The organism is Fontimonas sp. FW305-C-3 (assembly GCF_058783185.1).
The window spans coordinates 788,292-813,048 of the sequence record NZ_JBYSYK010000002.1 but is presented as its reverse complement, the minus strand read 5'-3'; the positions used below and the strand labels follow the sequence as shown (position 1 = coordinate 813,048).

Annotated in this window: 24 protein-coding genes; 16 read left to right on the top strand and 8 right to left on the bottom strand. The window is 66.4% G+C overall.

Going from position 1 to position 24,757, the window contains the following annotated elements; genetic code table 11:
* Window positions 1-29: 29 nt before the first annotated feature.
* From lepB to acpS, 7 genes are read left to right on the top strand one after another with little or no spacing between them, the layout of a single operon-like run.
* On the top strand, window positions 30-815 hold the full coding sequence (lepB, locus tag AC3WUF_RS10055; protein ID WP_492425039.1) for a signal peptidase I: 786 nt from the start codon (window positions 30-32) through the stop codon (window positions 813-815).
* A gap of 38 nt (window positions 816-853) precedes the next feature.
* A complete protein-coding gene (locus AC3WUF_RS10050) occupies window positions 854-1,231 on the top strand; it encodes a DUF4845 domain-containing protein (protein WP_492425037.1) in 378 nt (125 codons plus the stop codon).
* The gene (gene rnc / locus AC3WUF_RS10045) at window positions 1,231-1,914 is read left to right on the top strand and encodes a ribonuclease III (RefSeq protein WP_492425035.1); all 684 of its coding nucleotides are present in this window, start codon (window positions 1,231-1,233) and stop codon (window positions 1,912-1,914) included. Before AC3WUF_RS10050 ends, rnc begins: the two co-directional genes overlap by 1 nt.
* Window positions 1,907-2,794: a GTPase Era gene (gene era, locus AC3WUF_RS10040; RefSeq protein WP_492425033.1), complete on the top strand. Its 888-nt coding sequence runs from the start codon at window positions 1,907-1,909 to the stop codon at window positions 2,792-2,794. Before rnc ends, era begins: the two co-directional genes overlap by 8 nt.
* A 17-nt stretch (window positions 2,795-2,811) precedes the next feature.
* Entirely contained in the window at window positions 2,812-3,507 is a 696-nt protein-coding gene (recO, locus tag AC3WUF_RS10035) for a DNA repair protein RecO (RefSeq protein WP_492425031.1), read from the top strand.
* 50 nt (window positions 3,508-3,557) lie between these two features.
* On the top strand, window positions 3,558-4,316 hold the full coding sequence (pdxJ, locus tag AC3WUF_RS10030) for a pyridoxine 5'-phosphate synthase (protein WP_492425029.1): 759 nt from the start codon (window positions 3,558-3,560) through the stop codon (window positions 4,314-4,316).
* On the top strand, window positions 4,310-4,738 hold the full coding sequence (gene acpS, locus AC3WUF_RS10025; protein WP_492425027.1) for a holo-ACP synthase: 429 nt from the start codon (window positions 4,310-4,312) through the stop codon (window positions 4,736-4,738). Before pdxJ ends, acpS begins: the two co-directional genes overlap by 7 nt.
* Here the strand turns inward: acpS and AC3WUF_RS10020 are convergent.
* The gene (locus AC3WUF_RS10020) at window positions 4,735-7,029 is read right to left on the bottom strand and encodes an ATP-binding protein (protein WP_492425025.1); all 2,295 of its coding nucleotides are present in this window, start codon (window positions 7,027-7,029) and stop codon (window positions 4,735-4,737) included. The two genes, acpS and AC3WUF_RS10020, sit on opposite strands and share 4 nt — an antisense overlap.
* 58 nt (window positions 7,030-7,087) lie before the next feature.
* On the opposite strand from AC3WUF_RS10020, the gene cysM reads away from it, so the two are divergent.
* Genes cysM through AC3WUF_RS09980 form a run of 8 tightly spaced genes read left to right on the top strand, consistent with a single transcriptional unit; the run spans window position 7,088 to window position 13,428 of the window.
* Window positions 7,088-7,978: a cysteine synthase CysM gene (gene cysM, locus AC3WUF_RS10015; protein ID WP_492425023.1), complete on the top strand. Its 891-nt coding sequence runs from the start codon at window positions 7,088-7,090 to the stop codon at window positions 7,976-7,978.
* A 9-nt stretch (window positions 7,979-7,987) separates the two neighbouring features.
* Window positions 7,988-8,764 (top strand): 3'-5' exonuclease, encoded by a 777-nt coding sequence (locus AC3WUF_RS10010; RefSeq protein ID WP_492425021.1) that lies wholly within the window; start codon window positions 7,988-7,990, stop codon window positions 8,762-8,764.
* 27 nt (window positions 8,765-8,791) lie between these two features.
* The gene (rlmD, locus tag AC3WUF_RS10005; protein WP_492425019.1) at window positions 8,792-10,123 is read left to right on the top strand and encodes a 23S rRNA (uracil(1939)-C(5))-methyltransferase RlmD; all 1,332 of its coding nucleotides are present in this window, start codon (window positions 8,792-8,794) and stop codon (window positions 10,121-10,123) included.
* Window positions 10,124-10,125: 2 nt separating this feature from the next.
* Window positions 10,126-10,620 (top strand): CYTH domain-containing protein, encoded by a 495-nt coding sequence (locus AC3WUF_RS10000; protein ID WP_492425017.1) that lies wholly within the window; start codon window positions 10,126-10,128, stop codon window positions 10,618-10,620.
* Window positions 10,610-11,086 (top strand): L,D-transpeptidase family protein, encoded by a 477-nt coding sequence (locus AC3WUF_RS09995; RefSeq protein WP_492425015.1) that lies wholly within the window; start codon window positions 10,610-10,612, stop codon window positions 11,084-11,086. Before AC3WUF_RS10000 ends, AC3WUF_RS09995 begins: the two co-directional genes overlap by 11 nt.
* On the top strand, window positions 11,083-12,063 hold the full coding sequence (gene nagZ, locus AC3WUF_RS09990; protein ID WP_492425013.1) for a beta-N-acetylhexosaminidase: 981 nt from the start codon (window positions 11,083-11,085) through the stop codon (window positions 12,061-12,063). The genes AC3WUF_RS09995 and nagZ overlap by 4 nt, the downstream gene beginning before the upstream one ends.
* 17 nt (window positions 12,064-12,080) lie before the next feature.
* On the top strand, window positions 12,081-12,638 hold the full coding sequence (locus AC3WUF_RS09985) for a hypoxanthine-guanine phosphoribosyltransferase (protein WP_492425011.1): 558 nt from the start codon (window positions 12,081-12,083) through the stop codon (window positions 12,636-12,638).
* Window positions 12,639-12,678: 40 nt separating this feature from the next.
* Window positions 12,679-13,428 carry an S-methyl-5'-thioinosine phosphorylase gene (locus AC3WUF_RS09980; protein WP_492425009.1) on the top strand — a complete coding sequence of 250 codons (750 nt, stop codon included), beginning with the start codon at window positions 12,679-12,681 and terminating at the stop codon, window positions 13,426-13,428.
* An 18-nt stretch (window positions 13,429-13,446) separates the two neighbouring features.
* On the opposite strand, the gene AC3WUF_RS09975 is transcribed toward AC3WUF_RS09980, so the two are convergent.
* From AC3WUF_RS09975 to clpB, 7 genes are all read right to left on the bottom strand, one after another.
* Window positions 13,447-13,974, bottom strand: a complete 528-nt coding sequence (locus tag AC3WUF_RS09975) for a hypothetical protein (RefSeq protein WP_492425007.1) — start codon at window positions 13,972-13,974, stop codon at window positions 13,447-13,449.
* A gap of 12 nt (window positions 13,975-13,986) precedes the next feature.
* Window positions 13,987-14,583 (bottom strand): CsiV family protein, encoded by a 597-nt coding sequence (locus AC3WUF_RS09970; RefSeq protein WP_492425005.1) that lies wholly within the window; start codon window positions 14,581-14,583, stop codon window positions 13,987-13,989.
* Entirely contained in the window at window positions 14,583-17,969 is a 3,387-nt protein-coding gene (gene mfd / locus AC3WUF_RS09965) for a transcription-repair coupling factor (RefSeq protein WP_492425003.1), read from the bottom strand. Before mfd ends, AC3WUF_RS09970 begins: the two co-directional genes overlap by 1 nt.
* A gap of 72 nt (window positions 17,970-18,041) precedes the next feature.
* A complete protein-coding gene (locus tag AC3WUF_RS09960; RefSeq protein ID WP_492425001.1) occupies window positions 18,042-18,245 on the bottom strand; it encodes a hypothetical protein in 204 nt (67 codons plus the stop codon).
* Entirely contained in the window at window positions 18,245-20,068 is a 1,824-nt protein-coding gene (gene feoB / locus AC3WUF_RS09955) for a ferrous iron transport protein B (protein ID WP_492424999.1), read from the bottom strand. Before feoB ends, AC3WUF_RS09960 begins: the two co-directional genes overlap by 1 nt.
* Entirely contained in the window at window positions 20,065-20,310 is a 246-nt protein-coding gene (locus AC3WUF_RS09950; protein ID WP_492425610.1) for a FeoA family protein, read from the bottom strand. Before AC3WUF_RS09950 ends, feoB begins: the two co-directional genes overlap by 4 nt.
* A 119-nt stretch (window positions 20,311-20,429) precedes the next feature.
* Window positions 20,430-23,027: an ATP-dependent chaperone ClpB gene (clpB, locus tag AC3WUF_RS09945; RefSeq protein ID WP_492424997.1), complete on the bottom strand. Its 2,598-nt coding sequence runs from the start codon at window positions 23,025-23,027 to the stop codon at window positions 20,430-20,432.
* Between the two features lie 282 nt (window positions 23,028-23,309).
* Here clpB and AC3WUF_RS09940 point away from each other — a divergent pair, with 282 nt between their 5' ends.
* Entirely contained in the window at window positions 23,310-24,716 is a 1,407-nt protein-coding gene (locus tag AC3WUF_RS09940; RefSeq protein ID WP_492424995.1) for an undecaprenyl-phosphate glucose phosphotransferase, read from the top strand.
* The last annotated feature ends 41 nt before the right edge of the window (window positions 24,717-24,757 follow it).

Here is a 24,757-nt window from a genome sequence, read left to right as displayed (position 1 = left end):
AGCGGCGCAGCACCGGAGCGGCAAGCACCATGTCGGATTTTCATGTCGATTTCGCAGTCATCCTGACGGCCCTCACCGCCGGCACCGGCGTTTTCTGGGCGCTCGACAAGTGGTGGCTGGGACCGCGCCGCAGCCGCCTGATCGGCGACGACAAGCCGGGCGCCTTCATCGATTTCTGCCGCTCGTTCTTCCCGGTCATCTTCATCGTCCTGATGCTGCGCTCGTTCATCGTCGAGCCGTTCCGGATTCCGTCGGGCTCGATGATCCCGACCCTGCTGGTCGGCGACTTCATCCTCGTCAACAAGTGGTCCTACGGCCTGCGCGATCCGGTGCTGAACCACAAGTTCATGGATTTCGACCAGCCGCAGCGCGGCGACGTCGTGGTGTTCCGCTGGCCGGTCGATCCGAGCAAGGATTTCATCAAGCGCCTGGTTGGCCTGCCCGGCGACCGCATCGCCTACCGCGACAAGCAGCTGTTCGTGAACGGCGAGCCGGCCAAGCAGCAGCCGGCGGGCGTGTTCACCGCGCCCGGCTTGCCGCCGCCGGGGGTCGTCTACCGGCTCGAAGAAGACCTGATGGGCGTCGATCATCATGTGCTGGTCAATCCGGCCCGGCCGGCCGACGATTTTGAGTTTGTCGTTCCGGAAGGGCAGTATTTCGCCATGGGCGACAACCGCGACGGCTCGGATGACAGCCGCCGCTGGGGTACAGTGCCGGAGAAGAATCTGGTCGGTAAGGCATTCCTGATCTGGATGTCCTGGGACAGTGCGAATACGCGCGTCGATGTGTCGCGCATCGGAACCCGGATCAAGTAAGCCGTCGGCCGAACGTCGGAACAATGGGGAGCACAACAATGAATCTTCGTAGCCGTCAGTTGGGTCTGGGCTGGTTTGGCATGCTGTTCGTGCTGGGCACGATCGCGTTCGTCGCGATCATCGTCGTCAAGGTCGGGCCGATGTATCTGAACCAGATGAAGGTCGCGAGCTCGGTCTACAAGGTCGCCACCGATCCGGAGAGCGGCAAGCTCGAAGTGGGTCAGCTGCGCAAGGACCTGCAGCGTTACTGGGACATCGAAGACATCAAGTATCTCGAGCCGCGCGACATCAACGTCAAGCGCACGCAGGACGGTCGCTTCCTCAGCTACGAGTACGAGGCGACCGAGCATCTGTTCTACAATATTTCCATCCTGCTTGATTTCGCCGACGACGTGCAGTTGCCGAATACCCAGTAGTGATCGATCCGCTCGTTACGCTTCAAAAACGCCTGGGTTATCAGTTCGACGATCAGGCGCTGCTGGATCAGGCGCTGACGCACCGCAGCCTGAGCGGACGCAACAACGAGCGCCTGGAGTACCTGGGCGACGCGCTGCTGAACTTCGTCATCGGTGCGGCGCTGTATGAGGTGAAGCCGGTTGCCGAAGAAGGTGCGCTGTCGCGCCTGCGCGCGAGCCTGGTGCGCGAGGAATCTCTGGCGCAGCTGGCGCGCGACCTGGACCTCGGCGAGTTCATCCGCCTGGGCGAGAGCGAGCTGAAATCCGGCGGTTTCCGGCGAGATTCGATCCTGGCCGATGCCTTTGAAGCCCTGCTCGGCGCGGTGTTCCTCGACGGCGGTTTCGCCGCGGCGCAGACCGTCGGCCGCCAGCTGTTCGCGAACCTGCTGGCCAATCTGCCCGATCCGGAACGTCTGAAGGACCCGAAGACCCGGCTGCAGGAGTGGCTGCAGGCACGTTCGCGGCCGCTGCCGCGGTACGAGGTGCTGCAGGAAGAAGGTCCGCCGCATGCGCGGCGTTTCCGCGTCTGCTGTGCGCTGACCGATGAAGAAATGCGCACCGAAGCCGAGGCGGCCAGTCGCCGTTATGCCGAGCAGCAGGCGGCCGATACCATGTTGAAAGGATTGGAGGCCGCCCATGCGTAGCGGATTCGCGGCCATTGCCGGTCGACCGAATGTCGGCAAATCGTCGTTGCTCAATGCCCTGGTCGGTCACAAGGTCAGCATCGTCTCGCACAAGCCGCAGACGACGCGCCATCGCATCCAGGGCGTGCTGCATCAGGAGCCGGACCAGGTCGTCTTTGTCGACACGCCCGGCATCCACAGCATCAACAAGAAGGCGCTCAACCGCGTCATGAACGAGGCCGCGATCGGCGCACTGCGCGATGTCGACCTGCTGCTGTTCGTCGTCGAAGCCTGCTACTGGACGCCGGAAGACAAGGCGGTGCAGGAACGCATGGCCAAGGCCAACTGCCCGGTCGGCCTGATCGTCAACAAGGTCGATCGCATCAAGGATCGCGAAAAGCTGTTCCCGGAGTTGCAGAAGCTTGCGGCGATGCAGGAATACGCCTTCATCATGCCGGTGTCGGCCACCAAGCGCGACAACATCCTCCAGCTGCGCAAGGAAATCATCAAGTACATGCCGGAGGGGCCGCCGTTCTATCCGCCGGGCCAGGTCATCGGTCATGACGATGCGTTCACGGTCTCCGAGCTGGTGCGCGAGAAGCTGATCCGCAACCTCCACGAGGAGCTGCCGTACGCGCTCACCGTCGAGGTCGAGCACTACGAGCGCGAAGGCGAGATGGATCGCATCAGCGCCGTGGTCTGGGTCGAGCGCGAAGGCCAGAAGAAGATCGTCATCGGCGAAGGCGGCGAGACGCTGAAGAAAGTCGGCACCACCGCGCGCCGTGAGCTGGAGTACGTGCTCGGTCGCAAGGTGTTTCTGCAGCTGTGGTGCAAGGTGCGCGAGAACTGGAGCGATGACCCGAAGGCCCTCAAGCGCTTCGGTTTGAGCAACAACGACTAGCGCCGCGGCGGGCGCCCATGCCGCAGACGATCGCGCTGGAACCCGCCTATCTGCTGTCGCTGCGGCCTTACCGCGACAGCAGCCAGCTGATCGAAGCCTACGGCGTCACCCAGGGGCGGATCGGGCTGGTTGCGCGCGGCGCGCGCGGACCCAAATCGCGCCTGCGCGGCGTCCTCCAGCCCTTCGTGCCGTTGCTGCTGTCCTGGAGCCAGCGCGGCGAGCTCGGCAGTCTGACCGGCGCCGAGGCGCAGGCGCCGCCGGTGACCCTAAGCGGCGAGCGCATCTTCTACGGCTGGTACCTCAACGAGCTGCTGCTGCGCCTGCTGCAGCGCCATGACCCGCATCCGGCGCTGTATGCCATCTACGCCACGCTGCTGCCGGAGCTGACGGGCAGCGAGGCCAGTGCGCAGGCGGCGCTGCGGGTGTTCGAGAAACGGCTGCTGTCCGAGCTGGGCTATGGGCTGATGCTGCCGGATTCGATCGAAGCCGATCGCCGCTATCGCTACGATCCGGAGCGCGGGCCGGTTGCCGATCCGAAGGGCATTGCCGGCGCCAGCCTGATCGCGCTGCGCGACGAGCGGCTGGAGGACGACACGGCGCGACAGGATGCACGACGGCTGTTGCGCGATGCCCTGCGTCGCCAGCTCGGTGGCCGTGAGCTGCAGACCGCGACCCTGCTGCGCGACATGCGTGCGCAGGCGAGGCGTGATTAGGCGCGCCGTCTGGTTTATCGTGCGCGCACAGCAAACCCAGCGATAAGCCCATGCCACGCCAGCCCGCCAAGTCCGCGCCGACTCCCATCCGTCTCGGCGTCAACGTCGACCACGTCGCAACCGTGCGCCAGGCGCGCGGCACCGAGTATCCGGATCCGGTCGAGGCCGGGCTAGTTGCGGCGGCGGCGGGCGCGCACAGCATCACGATTCATCTGCGCGAAGACCGCCGTCACATCCAGGAGCACGATGTGCGCCGGCTCAAGGCGCGCTGCCCGGTGCCGATCAATCTGGAGATGGCGGTCACCGACGAAATGCTGGCGTTCGCCTGCCGCATCAAGCCGCGCTATGTCTGCCTGGTTCCCGAGCGTCGCGCCGAACTGACGACCGAGGGCGGTCTTGATGTCGCCTCGAATCTGCGCGCCGTGACCGACGCCTGCGCGAAGCTTGCCAAGGCCGGCATCGAAGTGGCGCTGTTCATCGACCCGGACCGCAAGCAGTTGGCGGCAACGCTGTCCAGCGGCGCGCCGCATATCGAGATTCATACCGGCGGCTATGCCGAGGCGCGCGGTCGCAAGCAGCAGGCCGAGCTCAAGCGCATCGCGGCATTCGCCAAGCAGGCGGACGCCGCGGGCGTCGAAGTCCATGCCGGCCATGGCCTGCATCTCGACAACGTCGCGGCGATTGCCAAGGTCGCACCGATCGTCGAGCTCAACATCGGCCACAGCATCGTCGCCCGCGCGCTGTTCGTCGGCTTGCCGGCCGCCGTCGCCGAAATGCGCCGCGCGATGACCGACGCGCGCGGATGGTAGCTGGCTCGCCCGGTGTCGGCGGCGCCTTGCATGGCATCGGCGTCGACATCCTGCGCATCGAGCGCATGGAGAAGCTGCTGGCGCGGCACGGTCGCAAGGTGCTGGCGAAGCTGCTGTGCGCCGCGGAGATCCGCGAAGTGCGGCAGCGCAAGAACACGGCGCGCGCGCTGGCCATGTGCTTTGCCGCCAAGGAAGCCTTCGTCAAGGCACTGGGCACCGGCTTTACCGGCGTGAGCTACAAGGACGCGGGCGTGGTGCGTCAGCCTGGCGGCAAGCCGCAGCTGATTTTCAGCCGGCGCATGAAAGCGCAACTCAAGGCGCTCGGCATCGGCGCTGCGCATGTTTCCTTGAGCGACGATGGCGGCATGGTCTGCGCTTACGTCGTGCTGGAACGAGGTCTGCCGGCAGCCCGCAAACCCTAGTTCGATCTGAGCGCGGCCAGCGTGTCCTCGACCGCGCGGCGTACATGTTCCAGCTCACGCCGGCTTTGCGGGCCTTCCTGCAGTTTCGGCGCGGCCTTGAGCCAGTCTTCCAGCGCGGTCGTGGTCTGCCGCAGGCGCGACATCTTGTAGAACGCCGCAGTGCCGCGCAGCGTGTGCGCCGCGTCGCAGGCGCGGGCGAGATCGTGGGTGCCGAACGCCGCTTCCAGATCGGCGAACTGCTTGGGCAGTTCGTCCTGCAGCAGGGCGAGCATTTCCGGATCGCTGGCGAGCCGGGTCGCGGTCGGTGAGTTGCCGCGGACCTGTGGGTTCAGACGGCGCAGCAGTTCCTGCTCGTCGAAGGGCTTGATCAGCACCGCGTTGGCGCCGGCTTCGATGAATGCCTCACGTTCCTCCGGCTCCAGGTGGGCACTGACGGCGAGGATGTTGCAGCGCACGGCACCGTACTGATGGCCTTCCGCGGCACGAATCTGCCGGGCGCAGCTGGCGCCGTCCATGTTCGGCATGCGCGCGTCGAGCAGCACATGCTGCGGTCGTTCGCGCTGCCAGATCTCGAAGGCGATGCGGCCGTCTTCGGCCTCGAGCGTCTGCAGGCCGCAGGCGCGGCACAGCTCGGCAAGGTAACGCCGGTTGACCGGATTGTTGTCGGCCACCAGTGCGCGCTGGCCGGCGAGCGTCGGTGCTTGGGCGTTCTCGCCGCGGGTCAGCAGACGCAGGATGTCATCGTGCAGTGTCTGCCGCGCCAGCCACTTCGGCCTGCAGGCCGCCGCCCCGGCGGCGATGAGCTCGGCATGCACCGACGATGCGCCGCTGCCGATCAGCACGAACAGCGGCGGCGTCGCGCCGGCGCAGCGCTGCAGCAGGGTCTGGAAGGCAGGTTGTTCGCGCTGCGCCAGCGTGCAGCCGGCGATGACCAGATCGGGCGCCGCCGGCGCGCCCTGGCGCCCGAGCGCCTGCTGCAGGTTTTCGGGGTGTTCGAAGCTGCGCACCTGCATGCCCCAGAACTCGAGCCAGTGCACCAGCGCCAGGCGCGCCGTGCTGTGCGATTCGAGCAACCACACAGAGCGGCCCGCCAGGCGTGCGTCGTGACTGCCGGTGCGACCGATCTGCGCGATCAGCGTGAACGGCGCCAGCAGGCTGAACGTCGAGCCGCGCCCCGGTTCGCTGCTGACTTCGATCTTGCCGCCCATCAGTTCGGCAAGCTTGCGCGCGATCGACAAGCCCAGGCCGGTGCCTTCGTGGCGCGAGCGATTGAACTCGTGACTGATCTGGTGGTACGGCTTGAACAGACGCGCGAGCTGCTCGCTGGAGATGCCGATGCCGCTGTCGCTGACCGAGAAGCGGATCCAGCTGCGCCCGGCTTCCTCGCGCTCGTGCATGACGCGCAGGACGACTTCGCCGCGCTGGGTGAACTTGATGGCATTCGACAGCAGGTTGGTCAGGATCTGCTGCAGGCGCTGGCTGTCGCCGCGCACCTGCGGCGGAACGTCGTGATAGACGATCGTGACCAGCTCCAGGCCCTTGTCGTAGGCCAGCGGTGCGAGCAGCGTGCAGGTGTCCTCGGTCAGTTCGCTGATGCCGAGACTGTCTTCATTGAGGCGCAGGCGGCCGGCGTCGATGCGGCTCCAGTCGAGCAGGTCGTTGATCATGCCGAGCAGCGAGCGCGCGGATTTCTCCAGGGTGTCGAGCTGCGCGGTCTGGTCGGGATTCAGGCCGGAACGGCCGAGCAGCTTGGCGTAACCGAGAATGCCGGTCAGCGGCGTGCGCAGCTCGTGCGACAGGCTCGACAGCATCTCGCTGTGTGAACGGGCTTCGTCCTGTGCCGCGGCGGCCGCGCTGCGCAGTGCCTGGTTCTGTTCGGTCAGCGCGCTGCGGTCGGTACGCAGCTGACGCAGCAGGTCGCTGGCCTGGCCTTCGCGTTGCGCCTGCAGGGTTTCGACCTGTCCGGCGAGCTGGTTGACGGCTTCCGCGAGCGCGCCGAGTGCGCCGCCGGCCGAGGCATCCAGACGGCTGCCGCCGCGGCCGTCGCGAAGGCGCCGCAGGGTTTGCGTCGCCTGGTCCAGTGCACGGCCGCTGTGCAGCACCGACCACAGGCCGAGCGCGAACGCGAGCCAGCCCGCGCCGGCGAGCGCCAGGCACTGCCAGGCCGGCAGGCTGCCGGCCAGCAGCACCGCGGCGAGACTGGCGAGCGCCGCCGCGACCAGACCCAGGGCAAGCGTCGTCACGCCGCCCGGCGGCCAGCGGTCCATGCGGCGGTTCAGCTGGGTCTGCATCCATTCATGTCCAGAGTCTCGTCTCCCGTTCGGTACCCCCGCCCGGTAGAATTCGCGGATGACCTATCCAACGCTAGCCGATTCTATCGGCAACACGCCGCTTGCCCAGCTGCGCCGGCTGCCCGGTATCGGCAGCAACACCTTGCTCGTCAAGCTGGAAGGAAACAACCCGGCGGGTTCGGTCAAGGACCGGCCGGCTTATTCAATGATCCGCCGCGCCGAGGAGCGCGGGGAGATCAAGCCGGGCGACGTGCTGATTGAGGCGACCAGCGGCAACACCGGCATCGCGCTGGCGATGGCCGCCGCGGTCAAGGGCTACAAGATGGTGCTGATCATGCCGGAGCACCTGTCGGTCGAGCGCCGCGCGTCGATGAAGGCCTACGGCGCCGAGCTGATCCTGGTGACGAAGGAGCAGGGCATGGAAGGCGCCCGCGATCTCGCGCTGCAGATGCAGGCCGACGGCAAGGGCAAGGTGCTCGACCAGTTCGCCAATCCAGACAACCCGCGCGCGCATTACGAGACGACCGCGCCGGAGATCTGGCAGGCGACCCAGGGCCGCATGACGCATTTCGTGTCATCGATGGGCACCACCGGCACGATCATGGGCTGTTCGCGGTACTTCAAGGAACAGAGCGCGGACGTGCAGGTCATCGGCGTGCAGCCGGACGGCGAGTCTTCGATTCCCGGAATCCGCAAGTGGCCGGAGGCCTATCTGCCGTCGATCTTCGATGCGCAGCGCGTCGACCGCGTCATCGAGGTCACCGCATCGAACGCCGAGAACACGATGCGCGACGCGGGCCGCATCGAAGGCCTGTTCTGCGGCCCCAGCGGCGGCGGCGCGTTGTGGGTCGCGCTGCAGCTGTGCAAGCAGTCCGAGAATGCGACGATCGTGACGATCATTCCGGATCGCGGCGATCGCTACATTTCCACCGGCGTGTTTCCGTCCTGAGTACGGCGCATGCCTGAACCGATCCTGGTCTTCGACATCGAAACCGTGCCGGACGTCGACGGCGGCCGGCGGCTGCTCGGCCTCGACGGCCACAACGATGCCGACGTCTGGTCGGCGATGAAGGCCAAGCGCCTTGCCGAAAAAGGCAACGACTTCATGCCGCCGCACCTGCAGCGCATCGTCGCGATCTCGGTGGCGCTGCGCCACGGCGACAATTTCAAGGTCTGGTCGATCGGCGACGAAGACGCGACCGAAGGCGAACTGGTGCAGCGCTTCTTCGACGGCGTCGAGAAGTACCGGCCGGTGCTGGTGTCCTGGAACGGCGGCGGTTTCGATCTGCCGGTGCTGCATTACCGCGGCCTGCTGCACGGCTGTGTCGCACCGCGCTACTGGGACACCGGGACCATCGATCGCGAATCGAAGTGGGACAACTACATCGCCCGCTACCAGTTCCGTCACACCGACCTGATGGACGTGCTGGCCTTGTACAACGGTCGCAACAACGCGCCGCTCACCGAGATCGCGATGCTGCTGGGTTTTCCCGGCAAGCTCGGCATGGACGGCTCCAAGGTCTTCGATGCCTACCTGAACGGCCAGCTGCCGGCGATCCGTGCCTACTGCGAAACCGATGTGCTGAACACTTATCTCGTCTACCTGCGCTTCGAACTGATGCGCGGTCGGCTCGATCACGCGACGCAGCAGAACGAGGAAGATCGCGTTCGCGAATTCCTCGAAGCCAGCAGCGCCGCGCACTGGTCCGAGTTCCTCGACGCCTGGGTCGGTTGATCCTTCACCCCTGAGATTATTGCCCTCGTGGCCCACCGCAAGAAAAAACCCCCTCCGGCCGGCGAGTTCGCGGCCGAAATCATCGACCTCGACCAGGACGGCCGCGGCTTCGCGCGCGTCAACGGCAAGGCGACCTTCATCGCCGACGCCTTGCCGGGCGAGCAGGTCCGCTTCAAGTATCTGCGCATCGGCAAGGATGCCGACGAGGCGCAATGCGTTGCCGTCGATGTCGCAAGCCCGCACCGCGTCGATCCGCGTTGCGCGCACTTTGGCCTGTGCGGCGGCTGTTCGATGCAGCATCTCGCGCCGGAGCAGCAGATCCTGTTCAAGCAGAAGCAGTTGCTCGATCAGCTGACGCGCATCGGCAAGGTCGAATCGAAGGAAGTTGCGGCGCCATTGGTGGGGCCGAATCCCGATGATGTCTGGGGTTACCGCCGGCGCGCGCGGCTCGGCGCCAAGCGCGTGCCGAAGAAGGGCGGGGTGCTGGTCGGTTTCCGTGAGCGCGAGTCGAGCTTTCTTGCCGCGCTCCAGCAGTGCGAGGTGCTCGATCCGCGCGTGGGTCTGAAGCTGCGGGCGCTCGGTGCGCTGATCGACGGTCTGTCGATCGCCAACCGCATGCCGCAGATCGAAGTCGCCTGCGCGGATACCGTCGCCCTGGTGTTCCGCGTGCTGGAAACACCGACTGCGGAGGATCTTGAACGGCTTGGCGCCTTCGGTCGCGCCGAAGGTTTCGAGATCTATCTGCAGAGCGGCGGGCCCGACAGCATCCGTCCGCTGAATCCCGATGCGCCGGTGCAGGAGTATTCGCCCGACGGTTCCGATCTGCGCCTGCAGTTCCGGCCCAGCGATTTCATCCAGATCAACGGCACGATCAGCCAGCACACCGTGCGGCAGGCGCTGGACTGGCTGGCGGTGGAGCCGGGCGACAAGGTGCTGGAGCTGTTCTGCGGCCTCGGCAATTTCTCGTTGCCGCTGGCCCGCCGCGGCGCCAGCGTGATCGGCGTCGAAGGCGAGGACGGCCTGGTCCAGCGCGCGCGCGACAACGCCGCTCGCAACGGTCTCGACATCCGCTTCGAACGCGCCGACCTGTTCACCGCGGGTGCCGACGTGGCCTGGATGCAGCCCGAGTTCAACAAGGTGTTGCTCGATCCGCCGCGTGCCGGCGCGAAGGAAATCCTGCCGATCGTCGCCGCGCGCAAGCCGCAGCGCATCGTCTACGTGTCCTGCCATCCGGGTACGCTGGCGCGCGATGCCGGCATCCTCGTCAACGAATTCGGCTACAAGCTCGAGCGCGTCGGCGTCATGGACATGTTTCCGCATACCAGCCATGTCGAAAGCATGGCGCTGTTCGTCCGCTGACCATGGGCCTGGAGATCGAACGCAAGTTCCTGCTGCGCGGCGACACCTGGCGCCGCGAGGTGCAGCGCAGCGTCGAGATGCGTCAGGGTTATCTGAGCCGGGAAGCCGGCAAGGCCTCGGTGCGCGTTCGGCTGGAAGGCGAGCGCGCCAATCTGAACATCAAGGCCGCGGTCGTCGGCAGCGCGCGCGCGGAGTTCGAGTACGCGATCGATGCCGGCGAAGCCGCTGAAATCCTCGCGACGCTATGCGTCGGTCGCGTCGAGAAGACCCGCCACTACGTGGAGCAAGGCGATCTGGTCTGGGAGATCGACGAATTCAGCGGCGACAACGCGGGACTGATCGTTGCCGAGCTGGAGCTGAAGTCGGCCGACCAGGCGTTTGAGCGGCCGGACTGGCTGGGTCGGGAAATTACCGACGAACGGCGCTACTACAACCACAGCCTGTCGCAGCATCCTTACCGGCAGTGGTCGGAAGTCGAGCGCAATCATGCAAATTGACATAGACCTGCAGGCCCAGTGCCTGCGGGTACGTCACGAAGGGCAGTTGATCCGAGAGTTGCCGATCTCGTCGGCGGCCAACGGGCCCGGCGAAATCCAGGGTTCCGGTTGCACGCCGCGCGGACGTCATATCGTCCGTGCGAAAATAGGCGCCGATCTGCCGGCGGCCGCGGTGCTGAAAGGCCGTCGCTGGACCGGTGAAGTCTGGAGTCCTGCCTTGCAGGAACGCCATCCCGATCGCGATTGGATCCTGACCCGCATCCTCTGGTTGTCGGGTTGCGAGATCGGCCGCAATCGTCTGGGTTGTGTCGATACGTTTCGCCGTTACGTCTACATCCACGGCACGCCCTACGCCGATGCGCTGGGCACGCCGCAGTCGAAAGGGTGCATCCGCATGAGCAATGCCGATGTGCTCGATCTTTTTGAGCTGATTCCTCCGTACACAGAAGTCGAGATTCACGAGTGAACTCCACGAGCAAGGGCAGTGCCGCACCGCTGGGACCGCTGATGGTCGATGTCGGCGGTCAGGAGCTGACGGCGGAAGACCGCGAAATCCTCGCGCATCCGCTGGTTGGCGGCGTCATCCTGTTCACGCGCAACTATCGCGATCACGAACAGCTGCAGGCCCTGTGCAGCGACATCCTCCAGCTGCGCGATCCGCGCCTGCTGCTCGCGGTCGATCACGAGGGCGGTCGCGTGCAGCGCTTCCGCGTCGGCTTCTCGCGCGTGCCGGCCATGCGCACGCTCGGCGGTCGCTACCTCGAGGACGCCGCGACGGCGCTGGCCGATGCCGAGTTGCACGGCCGCACGATTGCGCAGGAGATTTCGGCCTTCGGCATCGACCTCTGTTTCGCGCCGGTGCTCGATCTCGACTATGGCGTCAGCACCATCATCGGCGACCGTGCACTGTCGGATCGCAGCGAGATCATCATCGAACTCGCGCGCGCTTTCCGCGCCGGCCTCAACTCGGTGGGCATGGCCGCCACCGGCAAGCATTTTCCGGGTCACGGCGCCGTGCGCGCCGACTCGCATGTCGAACTGCCGATCGATCGTCGTTCCGAAGCCGATCTGCGCGCGCTCGACCTCAAGCCCTTCGAGGAACTGATCGCCGACGGCATCGAGTCGATCATGATGGCGCACGTGCGTTACACGACGGTCGACGAAACGCCGGCCTCGCTGTCGCGCAAGTGGATCCGCGGCGTACTGCGCAAGGAGCTCAAGTTCAAGGGCGCGATCTTCTGCGACGATCTGTCGATGGGCGGCGCCGCCGTTGTCGGCACTATGGAAGAGCGTGCGCGCATGGCGCTGGCCGCCGGCTGCGACATGCTGCCGGTGTGCAACGATCGTCCCGCCGTCATTGCACTGCTCGACGGCCTCAAGGCGCTGAAGCCGAGCAAGGCCGCTTCCGATCGCATCAAGCGCCTGTATCGGCGCCCGGTCTGAGTCTGCGCGGAGCGACGATGAGTACGCTGGCTGCCGAAGTCGATGCGGTTCTCAAGAACGCGGACTGCCTGCATGACGCCGCCGCCGTGCAGCGCGCCTACGCACGGCTCGCGGCTGACATCGAGCGCGTTTACGCAGGCCTCAATCCGCTGCTGCTGTGCGTGATGACCGGCGGGCTGCATGCGACCGCGGCGATCACAGAGCGCCTCGGTTTCGCCTTTGAGCTCGATTACCTGCATGCCACGCGTTACCGCAGCCAGACCAGCGGCGGCGGCCTGGTGTGGAAGCGCGAGCCGGACGCGCAGCGCCTGCAGGGGCGCCATGTGCTCGTCATCGACGACATCCTCGACGAAGGCCATACGCTGGTGGCGATCCGCACCGCGCTGGACGCCATGGCGCCGGCTTCGCTGCGCGTCGCCGTGCTGGCCGAGAAGCTGCATGATCGTCGCGCCGCCGGCGCGCACGCCGAATTCATCGGCCTGCAACTCGAAGACCGCTATGTTTTCGGTTGCGGCATGGACTACAAGGAATACTGGCGCCAGCTGCCGGCGATCTACGCCGTCAAGGGAATGTAGGCAGCCGCGGCTGCTCAGCTTCTGCAATTCGGAGAAACCTTTGGGCACTCTCATCGCCATCATCGGCGGTACCGGCTTGAATCAGTGGGCCGATCTGGCCATCACCGGCAGCAAGAGCGTGCAGACGCCTTACGGCATGCCGAGTGCGCCGCTGGTCTACGGCAAGGTCGGCGGCGCCGAGGCGGTGTTTCTGGCCCGTCACGGCGAAGGCCACAAGCTGCCGCCGCATGCGATCAATTACCGGGCGAACATCGCGGCTCTGCAGGCCGCCGGGGTCAGCGCGATCGTTGCGGTGGCTGCGGTCGGCGGCATTGCGTCATGGTTCGCGCCGGGCGAAGTGGCGATTCCGGACGACGTGCTCGACTACACCTGGGGCCGCGATCACAGCTACTCGGACGGCCGTCACGGCAGTGCGCTGCAGCACGTCGAGTTCGGGCATCCGTATGCACCGGCCTTGCGAAAGCAGTTGCAGGACGCCGCTGCTGCGGCTGGCGTACAGATCGCCGGCGCGGGGGTGATGGCGGTGACGCAGGGGCCGCGCCTCGAAAGCCCCGCCGAGGTCCGCCGCCTGCAGCGCGACGGCGCCGACATGATCGGCATGACCGGCATGCCGGAAGCCGCGCTGGCTGCGGAACTCGGCCTGCCTTATGCGAGCCTCGCGGTGTCGGTGAACTGGGCGGTCGGCGTGCAGGGCCTGTCGGACGTACATGCGCAGATCGAACAGTCGATCGAGCGCGGCATGGGCAAGGTGCGCAGGATATTGACGCAGCTGATCAGCGTGCCCGCCTGAGCGGCGCGCCCGACTGGATCAGCGATACCCGCCCTGGACGCTTTCGAGCTTGCCCTTGATCGCCAGCCGCGCGTTGCTGGGCGACCACACCTGCAGCATCGCGGTGTCGCCGGGCACGACCGGCGTCCACACCGACGCACCGTCGTCGGCCCGATAGGGACCATGACGGACGCGGCCATCCGTCGAACACAGCCAGACCTGCACGCCGCGCGGCAGCGCGAGTTCGCTGAGCTGCGCTGACAGCGACTGTGCACCGCTGGACGTCATCATCAGCGTCGATACCGACCAGCCGTCGGCGCGGTCCGACCAGTCGCTGAGCTTGCTCAGCGAGCGGCCGATGCGAATGACCTTCGACAGCTGATCGCCATCACCTTCCTTGGTGCGGCTGAGCTTGAGGTGCTCGACGTTCTTGATCGCCTGCATGCAGGCTTCAGGTGGGTAGGGTGTTGCCGGCGCCTTGGTGGTCGGCGGCGGCGCCGAGGCGCAGGCAGCCAGTAGCGCGATCGCGGCCACCAGGAGAATTTTGGACAGTCGTAGCGGGTGCATGGGTATCTCCGCTTAGCCTGGGGAGTCGACGCGCGTGACCTTGGCCAGCACGCCGAGCTTCGGGCTGTCGAGATGATGCAGTTCGTCGCGGCGCATGCGGCGGCGGTCGTTCAAGCGGTACGAGACGGCGCCGCCGCCGCGCGGTTCGCTGAGCTGTGCATCGACGTCGAGATGCAGGAAGCGGCTCAGGCGCAGCGCGACGCTGCCGTCGAGCGGCGTGGCCAGAACGCTGGTCTGGCCCTGCGGATCGAAGATCGTGAAGGGGGTGCCCTGACGCAGCTGCAGGCTCGGGCCGCGCTCCGCCGGCGGATCGACCTGGGTCCAGGCCAGGCGTGCCAGGGGGCGGAACTGCTGCGAGCTGCGCAGCCGCGCCCATTGGTCCTGCAGCGCGAAGTCGCCCTCCGGCAGGATGCGGATGCCGGCGGCGTTCAGGCGCGCGGTATCCGTCAATGCAATCGCATCGCCAGCGGGGTTGGCCAGCGGCGGTCCGCCAGCGGCGGACGCATACAGGTTCTGGAAGACGATCAGGTCGACGCGATAGGTATCGGCCTGCGCAGGCAGGCTGCACAGAGCGAGCAGAACAGCGGCAAGGCTTGCGCGCATCGACATCATGAGGGTTCCTTCGGCGCTTCAACGATCCGCAGTGTATCCAACAGCTGCGCCGCAGTCTCCGCGCGGCGTTCGATGACCTCGAAATCGCCGTAGCAATGCAGGCGGCTCTGGCCTTCGAGCTTGTAGGTCTTCGGCTGCTGCTGGATCAGACGGATCAGGCGCTGCGTGTTGACCTTCGGTTGCGCGCCGAAGTCCAGCGTCACCGATTTGCTGCCGGCGCGAATCCGGGTCAGGCCCATCTGCTGCGCGACGGTGCGCAGCTCGGCGGCCTCGAACATGCGCTCGACCGGCGGCGGCAACAGGCCGAAGCGATCGATCATCTCGACTTTCAGCTCCTGCAGTTCCACCGGGGTCGACGCTTCGGCCAGACGCTTGTACAGCGTCAGGCGCGTGTGGACGTCGGGAATGTAATCGTCCGGAATCAACGCCGCGCTGCCGAGATCGACCTCGCAGGCGCTGGCGCCGAACGGCGTGTCGTCGAGCTTGCCGGTCTTGATCGCCTTGACGGCGCGGGCCAGCAGATCCGCATACATCGTGAAGCCGACTTCGGAAATCTGGCCGGATTGCTCGGCGCCGAGCAGCTCGCCGGCGCCGCGGATTTCCAGATCGTGTGTCGCCAGTGCAAAGCCGGAGCCGAGATCGCCGAGCGTCTCGATCGCATCCAGACGCTTTTCCGAATCCGCATTCAATGCGCGCCGGCTCGGAATCATCAGATAGGCGTAGCCGCGATGATGGCTGCGGCCGACGCGGCCGCGCAGCTGGTGCAGCTGGGCGAGGCCGAGCTTGTCGGCGCGATCGATGATGATCGTGTTCGCGCTCGGCACGTCGATGCCAGACTCGATGATCGTGGTGCAGACCAGGATGTTGAAGCGCTGGTGGTAGAAGTCGAGCATGACCTGCTCCAGCTCGCGCTCGCGCATCTGGCCATGTGCGTGGCGCACCATGCCTTCCGGCACCAGCTCCTGGATGTTGCGCGCGAAGCTTTCGATGTTGCTGACTTCGTTGTGCAGGATGTAGACCTGACCGCCGCGGCGCAGCTCGCGCAGGCAGGCTTCCTGCACCAGCGCGTTGTTCCACTCCGAAACCGAAGTCTTGATCGCCAGCCGCGACGGCGGCGGTGTCGCGATGATCGACAGCTCGCGCAGACCGGCGAGGCTCATGTTCAGCGTGCGCGGGATCGGCGTCGCGGTCAGCGTCAGCATGTCGACTTCGGCGCGCAGGTTCTTCATGCGCTCCTTGTGGCGCACACCGAAACGATGTTCCTCGTCGACGATGACCAGACCGAGATTCTTGAACGTCGCATCGTCCTGCAGCAGCCGATGCGTGCCGATGACGACATCGAGGCTGCCCTCGTTGAGCTGCTTGAGAATCGCGTTCTGCTCCTTGGTCGAGCGCAGGCGCGACAGCGCGGCGACGCGGATCGGGAAGCCGGCGAAACGATCGGCGAAGTTCTTCGCGTGCTGCTCGACCAGCAAGGTCGTCGGCGCCAGCACGCAGACCTGGCGGCCGGCGCGCGCGGCGACGAAGGCGGCGCGCAGCGCGACCTCGGTCTTGCCGAAGCCGACATCGCCGCAGACCACGCGGTCCATGGTCTTTTCGCTGCGCAGGTCGGCGAGCACGGCATCGATCGCGGTGATCTGGTCCGGCGTCGGCGTGAACGCAAAGCCTTCGCAGAAGCGCGCGTAGTCGACTTCGTCGAACTCGAGGCTCAGGCCCGGCTTGGCGAGGCGGCGTGCCTGGATCTGCAGCAGCTCGGCGGCGACATCGTGTGCCCGCTCGCGCGCGGCGGCCTGTGCTTTCGACCAGCGATCGGAACCCAGCTTGTGCAGCGGCGCCGTCTCAGCTTCGCCGCCGGTGTAGCGGTGGATCAGGTTCAGCGACGCGACCGGCACATAGAGCTTGCCCTGGTCGGCGTACTCGAGCAGCAGGTATTCGGCCTGGATGCCGCCGGCATCGAGGCGTTGCAGGCCCATGTAACGGCCGACGCCGTGTTCGATGTGCACGACCGGCGAGCCAATGACCAGCGACGACAGATCGCGCAGCACGGTTTCCGGATCGCGTACGCGCGCGCGGCGGCGGATCTGCTGCGTCGGCGCACGCAGGCCGAGCACCTGGGTTTCGCTGATCAGCGACAGGGCTTCGGCGGGCCGCCGGAAGCTGTCGTGAATCGGGCCCAGCGTGATGCCGTAGCGCTTGCTGTCGGTCTCGAACTCGGCCCAGTTCTCGTAGACGCGCGGCAGGATGCCGAGCGGCTTGAGCCAGGCCAGCAGCGCTTCGCGGCGGCCCGGCGATTCGGCGACGAACAGCACGCGGTCCTGGTGCGCAGTGAGCGCGGCCCGGATCGGCTCGGCACCGCGTTCGAGGATTTCGATGCCGGCGCCGGCTTCCGATTCCAGCATCACGCGCTGCAGATGCGAGATCGTCGACAGCGCCTGCGCCGGTCTGCAGAACAGCTGCTCCGGCCGCAGCAACGGCCGTTCGATATCGCCGCAGTAACGCTCGTAGCGTTCTTCGATCTGGCGCCAGTCTTCGTCCAGCGCGGCTTGCAGATCGTCGACCGACACGATCAGTGCATCGTCCGGCAGATAGTCGGCGAGGGTCGCCGTGCCGCCGAGGCCGAAGAACAGCGGCAGCCAGCTTTCGATGCCGGCCGGCATCAGTGCCTTCGTGACGTCGCGATAGATGCGCGAACGCGCCGGATCGCCCGGGAACACTTCGCGGTAATTGCGGCGGAAGGATTCGATGCCGTCCTTGTCGGTCGGAAACTCGCGTGCCGGCAGCAGGCGGATTTCCCGCACCTTGTCCTGGCTGCGCTGATTGTCCGGATCGAAGGTGCGGATCGTTTCGATGTCGTCGTCGAACAGATCGATGCGATACGCCGATTCGCTGCCCATCGGGAACAGGTCGATCAGCGCGCCGCGCACCGCGAACTCGCCCTGCGCCTGGACCTCGGAGACGGATTGGTAGCCGGCGGCGACCAGACGCTCGCGGAACGGCCCGATGCGCAGTTTGTCGCCGACGGCGAGCTGGAAGGCGCGGCTGTCGAGCCAGCTGCGCGGCGGTAGGCGCTGGATCAGTTGATCCGCGGTCGTCAGCAGCACACCGCGCTGCAGGGTGGGCAGACGATGCAGGGCCGCCATGCGCTGCGACAGGATTTCCTGATGCGGCGAAAAATGGTCGTAGGGCAGCACCTCGGCGTCGGGCAGGTGCAGCAGCGGCAATTCGCGCGGCAGGAAGAAACGCAGCTCGACTTCTAGGCGGTAGGCGTGCTGCTCGTTCGCGACCAGCACGACCGTCAGTCCGGCATGGGCATTCGCGCGGCGCGCGACCGCCAGCGCAACAGCGGCAGTGTCGGTGCGGAACGGGGTCGGGGCGGAGTTCATGACAAGCCGGCGCAGCGGGACTTAAGTAGGGATCAGGCGATCCGCGGGTGCGGATTATCGCCGCTTCCGCCGCTAGGAGTGAAAACGGATCGGCTGCTCTTTCGAGGTCGAATTGCCGCAGCCGCTGCAACCGCCGCAGCTGCTGGTCTTGTTGCCGCAACCCGCGGCCACAGCTTCGGTCTTGCGCTTGCGCAGCCACGGCCGGACCACCGACCAGGCGCTGATGCCGACGACGAGGCCGACGATCAGCAGCTCCAGCAGGCCGTAAGCGTTCATTACCAGGCCTTCGCGATCTGGTAGGTCAGCAGCGAGGCCAGATAGGCCAGGCCGAACAGATAGCCGGTGGCGATGCCGACGGTGCGCCAGCTCTGGGTTTCGCGGCGGATGACCGCCAGCGTCGAGATGCATTGCGGCGCGTAGATGAACCAGACCAGCAGCGACAGCGCGGTCGGCAGCGACCACTGCGCGGCGATCAGCGGCTCCAGTGCGGACTCGACGCCTTCGCCGGACAGCGCATAGACCGTGGCGAGCGCGGCGACCGCGACTTCGCGCGCCGCCATCGCCGGAATCAGTGCGATGCAGATCTGCCAGTTGAAGCCGAGCGGGCGGAACAGCGGCTCGATCCAGTGGCCGAGCATGCCCGCGAAGCTGTAGTCGATCGCCGGGCTGGTCGCATCCGCCGGCGCGCCGGGGAAGCTCGACAGGAACCACAGGATCACGGTCAGCGACAGGATGATCGTGCCGACGCGGCGGATGAAGATGCGTGCGCGCTCCCACAGGCCGATCGCGATGTCCATCGGATTGGGCATGCGGTAGGACGGCAGTTCCATCAGCAGTGCGTGCTCCGACAGATCGCGCTGCAGCCACTTCATGACGTAGGCGACGAGCAGTGCGCTGACGATGCCGGCGACGTACAGCGAGAACAGCACCAGCCCCTGCAGATTGAACCAGCCGACTTTCTGGTCGGGAATGAACGCGGCAATCAGCAGCGCGTAGACCGGCAGGCGCGCCGAGCAGGTCATCAGCGGCGCGATCAGGATCGTCGCGAGGCGATCGCGCGGGTCCTGGATCGTGCGTGCGGCCATGATGCCGGGGATCGCGCAGGCGAAGCTCGACAGCAGCGGAATGAAGGCGCGGCCGGTGAGGCCGGCGCCGACCATCATGCGGTCGAGCAGGAACGCGGCGCGCGGCAGGTAGCCGGATTCCTCGAGCAGCAGGATGAACAGGAACAGGATCAGGATCTGCGGCAGGAACACGAGCACGCCGCCGACACCGGCGATCAGGCCGTCGACGAGCAGGCTGCGCAGCACGCCGTCCGGCATGTGTGCGGCGAGCCATTCGCCGAGCGCGCCGAAGCCGCCGTCGATCGCATCGGTGACTGGTCCGGCCCAGCTGAACACGGCCTGGAAGATCATGAACATCACGACGGCGAGCAGGGCCAGGCCCAGTACCGGATGCAGGAAGACGCGATCCAGTGCGTCGTCGATCTTCGCGGTGCGCTGCGGCACGCTGACCGCCGCGCGCAGCAGTTGCGAGACCTCGCGATGCAGGTCGGCGGCGCTCGCGGTGTTCACCGCCTGCGCCTGCACCGGCTGGTCGAGCGCGGCGATCAGGCCGGCGATGCCGTTGCGGCGGATGGCGACGGTCTCGACGACCGGCATGCCGAGCGCGGCCTGCAGCGCGGTGACATCGATGCGGATGCCGCGCTTGGCGGCGGCATCGCTGAGATTCAGCGCCATGACCATCGGCAGGCCCAGCGCGCGCAGTTCCAGTACGAAGCGCAGGTGCAGGCGCAGGTTGGTCGCGTCGACGACGCAGACCAGCAGGTCGGGGCGCTGCTCGTCGCTGAGCTGGCCGGTGACGACGTCGCGGGTGACGGCTTCGTCGGGGCTGGTCGCGGCGAGGCTGTAGGCGCCCGGCAGATCGAGCACGCGCACATGGCGGCCGCCGGCGGTGACGAAGCGGCCTTCCTTGCGCTCGACGGTGACCCCGGCGTAGTTGGCGACCTTCTGACGGCTGCCGGTCAGGCGGTTGAACAGCGCGGTCTTGCCGCAGTTTGGGTTGCCAACGAGGGCGATGTTCAGCATCGCGGCGCTCATGCCGTCGCCTCGGTGCGGATGCGCACGCGGGCGGCTTCGGCGCGGCGCAGCGCGAAGCGCGTGTAGCCGATCTGGATCAGCAGCGGATCGCGGCCGAAGGGGCCGGCGGCCAGGATGCGCACCGGCTCGTCGGCGACAAAGCCCAGTTCCCGCAGGCGCACCGACACTGGATCAGGCGCCGTCACGTCCTCCACATCAAGGATGACTGCGGGGGTGTCTGGCGGCAGATCGACTAGGCGCATGAGCATCGGCGGTATGGAAGACAAGAATCGTTATCATCATACCGCCTGGCATGCCGGCTGGCACGCGGCCCCGCTGAACCTGGGTTGCACCCGGGCTACTCGAAGCGGGCACGCGCGCGTCAGGCGATGCGCTTGAAGGCCAGCTGGCCATCCACCAGCTCCACGCTCACCCGGTCGCCATTGGCGAACTGGCCGTCGAGGATCATCCGCGCCAGCGGATTCTCGATCTGCGCCTGCACCGCACGCTTGAGCGGACGCGCGCCGTAGATCGGATCGAAACCGATCGCCGCGATCTGGTCCAGCGCCGCATCGCTCAGCAGCAGCTCGATGCCGCGCTCGCGCAGCCGCTGCACCAGCGTCTGCGTCTGGATGCGGGCGATCTGGCGGATCTGCGCCGAACCGAGCGGATGGAACACGACCGACTCGTCGATGCGGTTGATGAACTCCGGCCGGAAATGCGAGCCGACCACGCCCATCACGGCTTCCTTGATCGCCGCGTAATCCGACGGCGAATGGCCGCTCATCATTTCCTGGATCAAGTTCGAGCCGAGGTTGGAGGTCATCACGATGACCGTGTTGCGGAAGTCGACTGTGCGGCCCTGGCCATCGGTCAGGCGGCCGTCGTCGAGCACCTGCAGCAGCACGTTGAAGACTTCCGGATGGGCCTTCTCGACCTCGTCCATCAGGATCACCGAGTACGGCCGGCGGCGCACCGCCTCGGTCAGCTGGCCGCCCGATTCGAAGCCGACATAGCCTGGCGGCGCGCCGATCAGGCGCGCGACGCTGTGGCGCTCGCCGTACTCGGACATGTCGATGCGCACCATCGCGTCGCCGGAGTCGAACAGGAAGCCGGCGAGCGCCTTGCACAGCTCGGTCTTGCCGACGCCGGTCGGGCCGAGGAACAGGAAGGAGCCGATCGGCCGGTTCGGGTCGGACAGGCCGGCGCGTGAACGGCGGATCGCGTTCGAGACGGCGCTGATCGCTTCGTCCTGCGACACAACGCGCTGGTGCAGCGCCTCTTCCATGCGCAGCAGCTTCTCGCGCTCGCCTTCGAGCAGCTTGGAGACCGGAATGCCGGTCCAGCGCGCGACGACCTCGGCGATCTCGTCTTCGCTGACCGAGTTGCGCAGCAGCTCGAACTTCTTCGGTGCGCCCTCGTTCGCGGTCGAGGCCACGGCGAGCTTGCGCTCGAGATCCGGAATCAGCTCGTACTTGATCTGCGAGGCGCGTGCATGGTCACCCGCGCGCAGTGCGACTTCGAAATCCTGCCGCGCGCGTTCGAGTTCTTCCTTGACGCCGGCCGAGCCGGTGACCGAGGCCTTCTCGGCCTTCCACTTCTCGTCGAGATCGGCGTACTCGCGCTCCAGCGCGCTGATCGACTTCTCCAGCTCGGCGAGCGAGCGCTTCGCACCTTCGTCGCTTTCCTTCTTCAGCGCCTCGCGCTCGATCTTGAGCTGGATCAGGCGCCGATGCAGGCGATCGAGCGCCTCCGGCTTCGAGTCGATCTCGATGCGGATGCGCGACGCGGCCTCGTCGACCAGGTCGATCGCCTTGTCCGGCAGATTGCGGTCGGTGATGTAGCGATGCGACAGCTTGGCCGCGGCGATCAGCGCGCCGTCGGTGATGTCGACGCCGTGATGGACTTCGTAGCGCTCCTTGAGGCCGCGCAGGATCGCGATGCTGTCCTCGACGGACGGCTCGCCGACCAGCACCTTCTGGAAGCGCCGCTCCAGCGCCGCATCTTTCTCGATGTACTTGCGGTACTCGTCGAGCGTCGTCGCGCCCACGCAGTGCAGCTCGCCGCGCGCGAGCGCGGGCTTGAGCATGTTGCCGGCATCCATCGCACCTTCGGCCTTGCCGGCGCCGACCAGCGTATGGATCTCGTCGATGAACAGGATGACATTGCCTTCCTGGTGGGCGAGGTCGCTGAGCACGGCCTTGAGGCGCTCCTCGAATTCGCCGCGGAACTTGGCGCCGGCGATCAGGCTGCCGAGATCGAGGCTCAGCAGGCGCCGGCCCTTGAGGGATTCCGGCACCTCGCCGTTGACGATGCGCTGCGCGAGGCCTTCGACGATCGCGGTTTTACCCACGCCCGGTTCGCCGATCAGCGCCGGATTGTTCTTCGTGCGGCGCGACAGCACCTGGATCACGCGGCGGATTTCCTCGTCGCGGCCGATGACCGGATCGAGCTTGCCGCTGGCGGCACGCGCCGTCAGGTCGATCGTGTATTTCTCCAGGGACTGGCGCTGGTCCTCGGCGCCCGCGCTGTCGACCTTGCGGCCGCCGCGGACCGCATCGATCGCCTTCTCGAGCAGTTCGGCGCGCACGCCGGCCGCGCGCAACGCTTCGCCGACCGCGCTCTTGTCGGCGGCGGCCGCGAGGATGAACAGCTCAGACGCAATGAAGGATTCCTTGCGCTGCTGTGCCAGCTTGTCGGTCAGGTTGAGCAGGCGACCGAGATCGGCCGATACGCCGACTTCGCCGGTTGCCGCGCCCAGGCGCGGCAGGGCCTCGATCTGCGCGCCGAGCTTGCTACGCAGCAGGTCGGTATTCGCCCCTGCATTCTGCAATAGCGGCGCCGCACTGCCGCCGTCCTGATCGAGCAGGGCGAGCAGTACGTGCGCGGGTTCGATCGCCGGGTGATCGCGGCCAACCGCCAGGGATTGTGCTTCTGCCAGCGCCTGCTGAAAGCGGCTGGTCAACTTGTCCATACGCATAGGGTTTTGTCCGGGGAATCTTGCGAATCTGACCGCTCAAATGGCGACGCCGCCAGAGTCTTTCAAGACCGACAGTGACGCACTCGACAACGCCAGAGGGATTCGTCTTGTCCGCCTGTCGGCAAGCGATTACAGTGAAGGTAAGCGATGGCCCGATGCTTGCTGGGCCATCTAAGAATAAGCCGCAGCACGGTCTGGCTCCGCGGCAAGCCAGAACGAAAATCGCTGACGCATGCGTGACAGATGGGGATGGTAGTGGGGGTATCCAGACTTGAATCAGGAATGGGACTGAACAGCGCGACGACCGGCAGTGGTCGGATGTCGGCGACCTCTTCAATCATCCAGGGCGCCATCTACGCCACCGTTGTTGCCGGTGTCCTGCAGCTGTGCGTGCTCGCTTACGGCCTGGAGTTCACGGCGCAGTACCAGGCACTCGCGATCCTCGGCGCGATGTTCTCGTTCCTGTTGTTGCGCCGCTTCGATCTGCTGGCTCCCTGGCGCATGGGCCGGCGCGGCTCGGTGGGCACGCAGGTCCTGTCTGCCTGGGTGATCGAGATCGCGCTGCTGCTGGTGGTCGCTTATGTCTCGAAGACGTCCAGTTCCTTCTCGCGCGTCGTGTTCACGGCCTGGGCGGTGATCACGCCGGTGACGCTGCTGATCTTCAATTTCACCCTGCGCAACGTGTCGCGCTGGTTCGCGCCGCACATGCTGGCGCGGCGCAGCGCCGTGATCATGTTCGCCAACGACTCCGCGCAGGTGCTCGCAAACAGCCTCACCGAATCGGAGCAATACCAGTTGCTCGGATACTTCGACGACCGTAGCGAGGTGAGGCTGGGGCCCGCCGCGTCGATCGCGGAGCGGCTGGGGACGCTCGCCAGCGCCAAGGCGTACATCATGGAAAACGCGGTCGACGTGGTTTTCGTGATGCTCTCGAATCAGGGCATTGGACGCTCGATGGAGCTGATCGACGAGCTCGGCGACACCACGGCGTCCATCTATCTGGTGCCCGACATCGCGCTGTACGAACTCACCAACGCCATTCCTTCGGAAGTCGAAGGGGTGCAGGTGCTGCGCGTCGCCGAGACGCCGATGTTCGGCATCGACGGGCTCTACAAGCTGGTGTTCGACTTCATCGTCTCGTTGATCGCGCTGCTGCTGCTGTCGCCGCTGCTGATCGCGATCGCGATTGCGGTGCGGCTCGATTCACCGGGGCCGATCCTGTTCCGGCAGAAGCGCTACGGCCTCAACGGGCAGCAGTTCGAGGTCTACAAGTTCAGGACGATGCGGGTCAACGATGCCGACGACAAGGTCGTGCAGGTGCAGAAGGGCGACTCGCGGGTCACGCGCACCGGCGCCTTCCTGCGGCGGACTTCGCTGGATGAACTGCCGCAGCTGTGGAACATCGTCTGCGGCGACATGAGCCTAGTCGGGCCGCGGCCGCATCCGGTGCTGCTCAACGAGCAATATCGCCGCGAGGTCCGTCATTACATGCTGCGCCACAAGGTCAAGCCGGGCCTGACCGGCTGGGCCCAGGTCAATGGCCTGCGCGGCGAGACGGCGCAGCTCGAGCGCATGGAGCAGCGCGTGCAGTACGACCTCGAGTACATCCGCCGCTGGTCGCCGCTGTTCGACATCCGCATCATCCTCCGCACCCTGCTGATCGTCTGGCGGGATCGCAACGCCTACTGAGCGGTGCAGGACAGGGCGTAGCTGCGTGTATCGCCGGTCAT

Bases quoted from the DNA above. Each gene is read 5' to 3' on its own strand.
- AC3WUF_RS10010 (WP_492425021.1), top strand. From the start codon at position 7,988: ATGCCTGAACCGATCCTGGTCTTCGACATCGAAACCGTGCCGGACGTC.
- clpB (WP_492424997.1), bottom strand. From the start codon at position 23,027: ATGCGTATGGACAAGTTGACCAGCCGCTTTCAGCAGGCGCTGGCAGAA.
- cysM (WP_492425023.1), top strand. From the start codon at position 7,088: ATGACCTATCCAACGCTAGCCGATTCTATCGGCAACACGCCGCTTGCC.
- AC3WUF_RS09975 (WP_492425007.1), bottom strand. From the start codon at position 13,974: ATGCACCCGCTACGACTGTCCAAAATTCTCCTGGTGGCCGCGATCGCG.
- feoB (WP_492424999.1), bottom strand. From the start codon at position 20,068: ATGAGCGCCGCGATGCTGAACATCGCCCTCGTTGGCAACCCAAACTGC.
- AC3WUF_RS09950 (WP_492425610.1), bottom strand. From the start codon at position 20,310: ATGCGCCTAGTCGATCTGCCGCCAGACACCCCCGCAGTCATCCTTGAT.
- recO (WP_492425031.1), top strand. From the start codon at position 2,812: ATGCCGCAGACGATCGCGCTGGAACCCGCCTATCTGCTGTCGCTGCGG.
- AC3WUF_RS09970 (WP_492425005.1), bottom strand. From the start codon at position 14,583: ATGTCGATGCGCGCAAGCCTTGCCGCTGTTCTGCTCGCTCTGTGCAGC.
- era (WP_492425033.1), top strand. From the start codon at position 1,907: ATGCGTAGCGGATTCGCGGCCATTGCCGGTCGACCGAATGTCGGCAAA.
- acpS (WP_492425027.1), top strand. From the start codon at position 4,310: ATGGTAGCTGGCTCGCCCGGTGTCGGCGGCGCCTTGCATGGCATCGGC.
- pdxJ (WP_492425029.1), top strand. From the start codon at position 3,558: ATGCCACGCCAGCCCGCCAAGTCCGCGCCGACTCCCATCCGTCTCGGC.
- AC3WUF_RS09985 (WP_492425011.1), top strand. From the start codon at position 12,081: ATGAGTACGCTGGCTGCCGAAGTCGATGCGGTTCTCAAGAACGCGGAC.
- AC3WUF_RS09960 (WP_492425001.1), bottom strand. From the start codon at position 18,245: ATGAACGCTTACGGCCTGCTGGAGCTGCTGATCGTCGGCCTCGTCGTC.
- AC3WUF_RS10020 (WP_492425025.1), bottom strand. From the start codon at position 7,029: ATGCAGACCCAGCTGAACCGCCGCATGGACCGCTGGCCGCCGGGCGGC.
- mfd (WP_492425003.1), bottom strand. From the start codon at position 17,969: ATGAACTCCGCCCCGACCCCGTTCCGCACCGACACTGCCGCTGTTGCG.
- AC3WUF_RS09940 (WP_492424995.1), top strand. From the start codon at position 23,310: ATGGGACTGAACAGCGCGACGACCGGCAGTGGTCGGATGTCGGCGACC.
- lepB (WP_492425039.1), top strand. From the start codon at position 30: ATGTCGGATTTTCATGTCGATTTCGCAGTCATCCTGACGGCCCTCACC.
- AC3WUF_RS09995 (WP_492425015.1), top strand. From the start codon at position 10,610: ATGCAAATTGACATAGACCTGCAGGCCCAGTGCCTGCGGGTACGTCAC.
- AC3WUF_RS10000 (WP_492425017.1), top strand. From the start codon at position 10,126: ATGGGCCTGGAGATCGAACGCAAGTTCCTGCTGCGCGGCGACACCTGG.
- AC3WUF_RS10050 (WP_492425037.1), top strand. From the start codon at position 854: ATGAATCTTCGTAGCCGTCAGTTGGGTCTGGGCTGGTTTGGCATGCTG.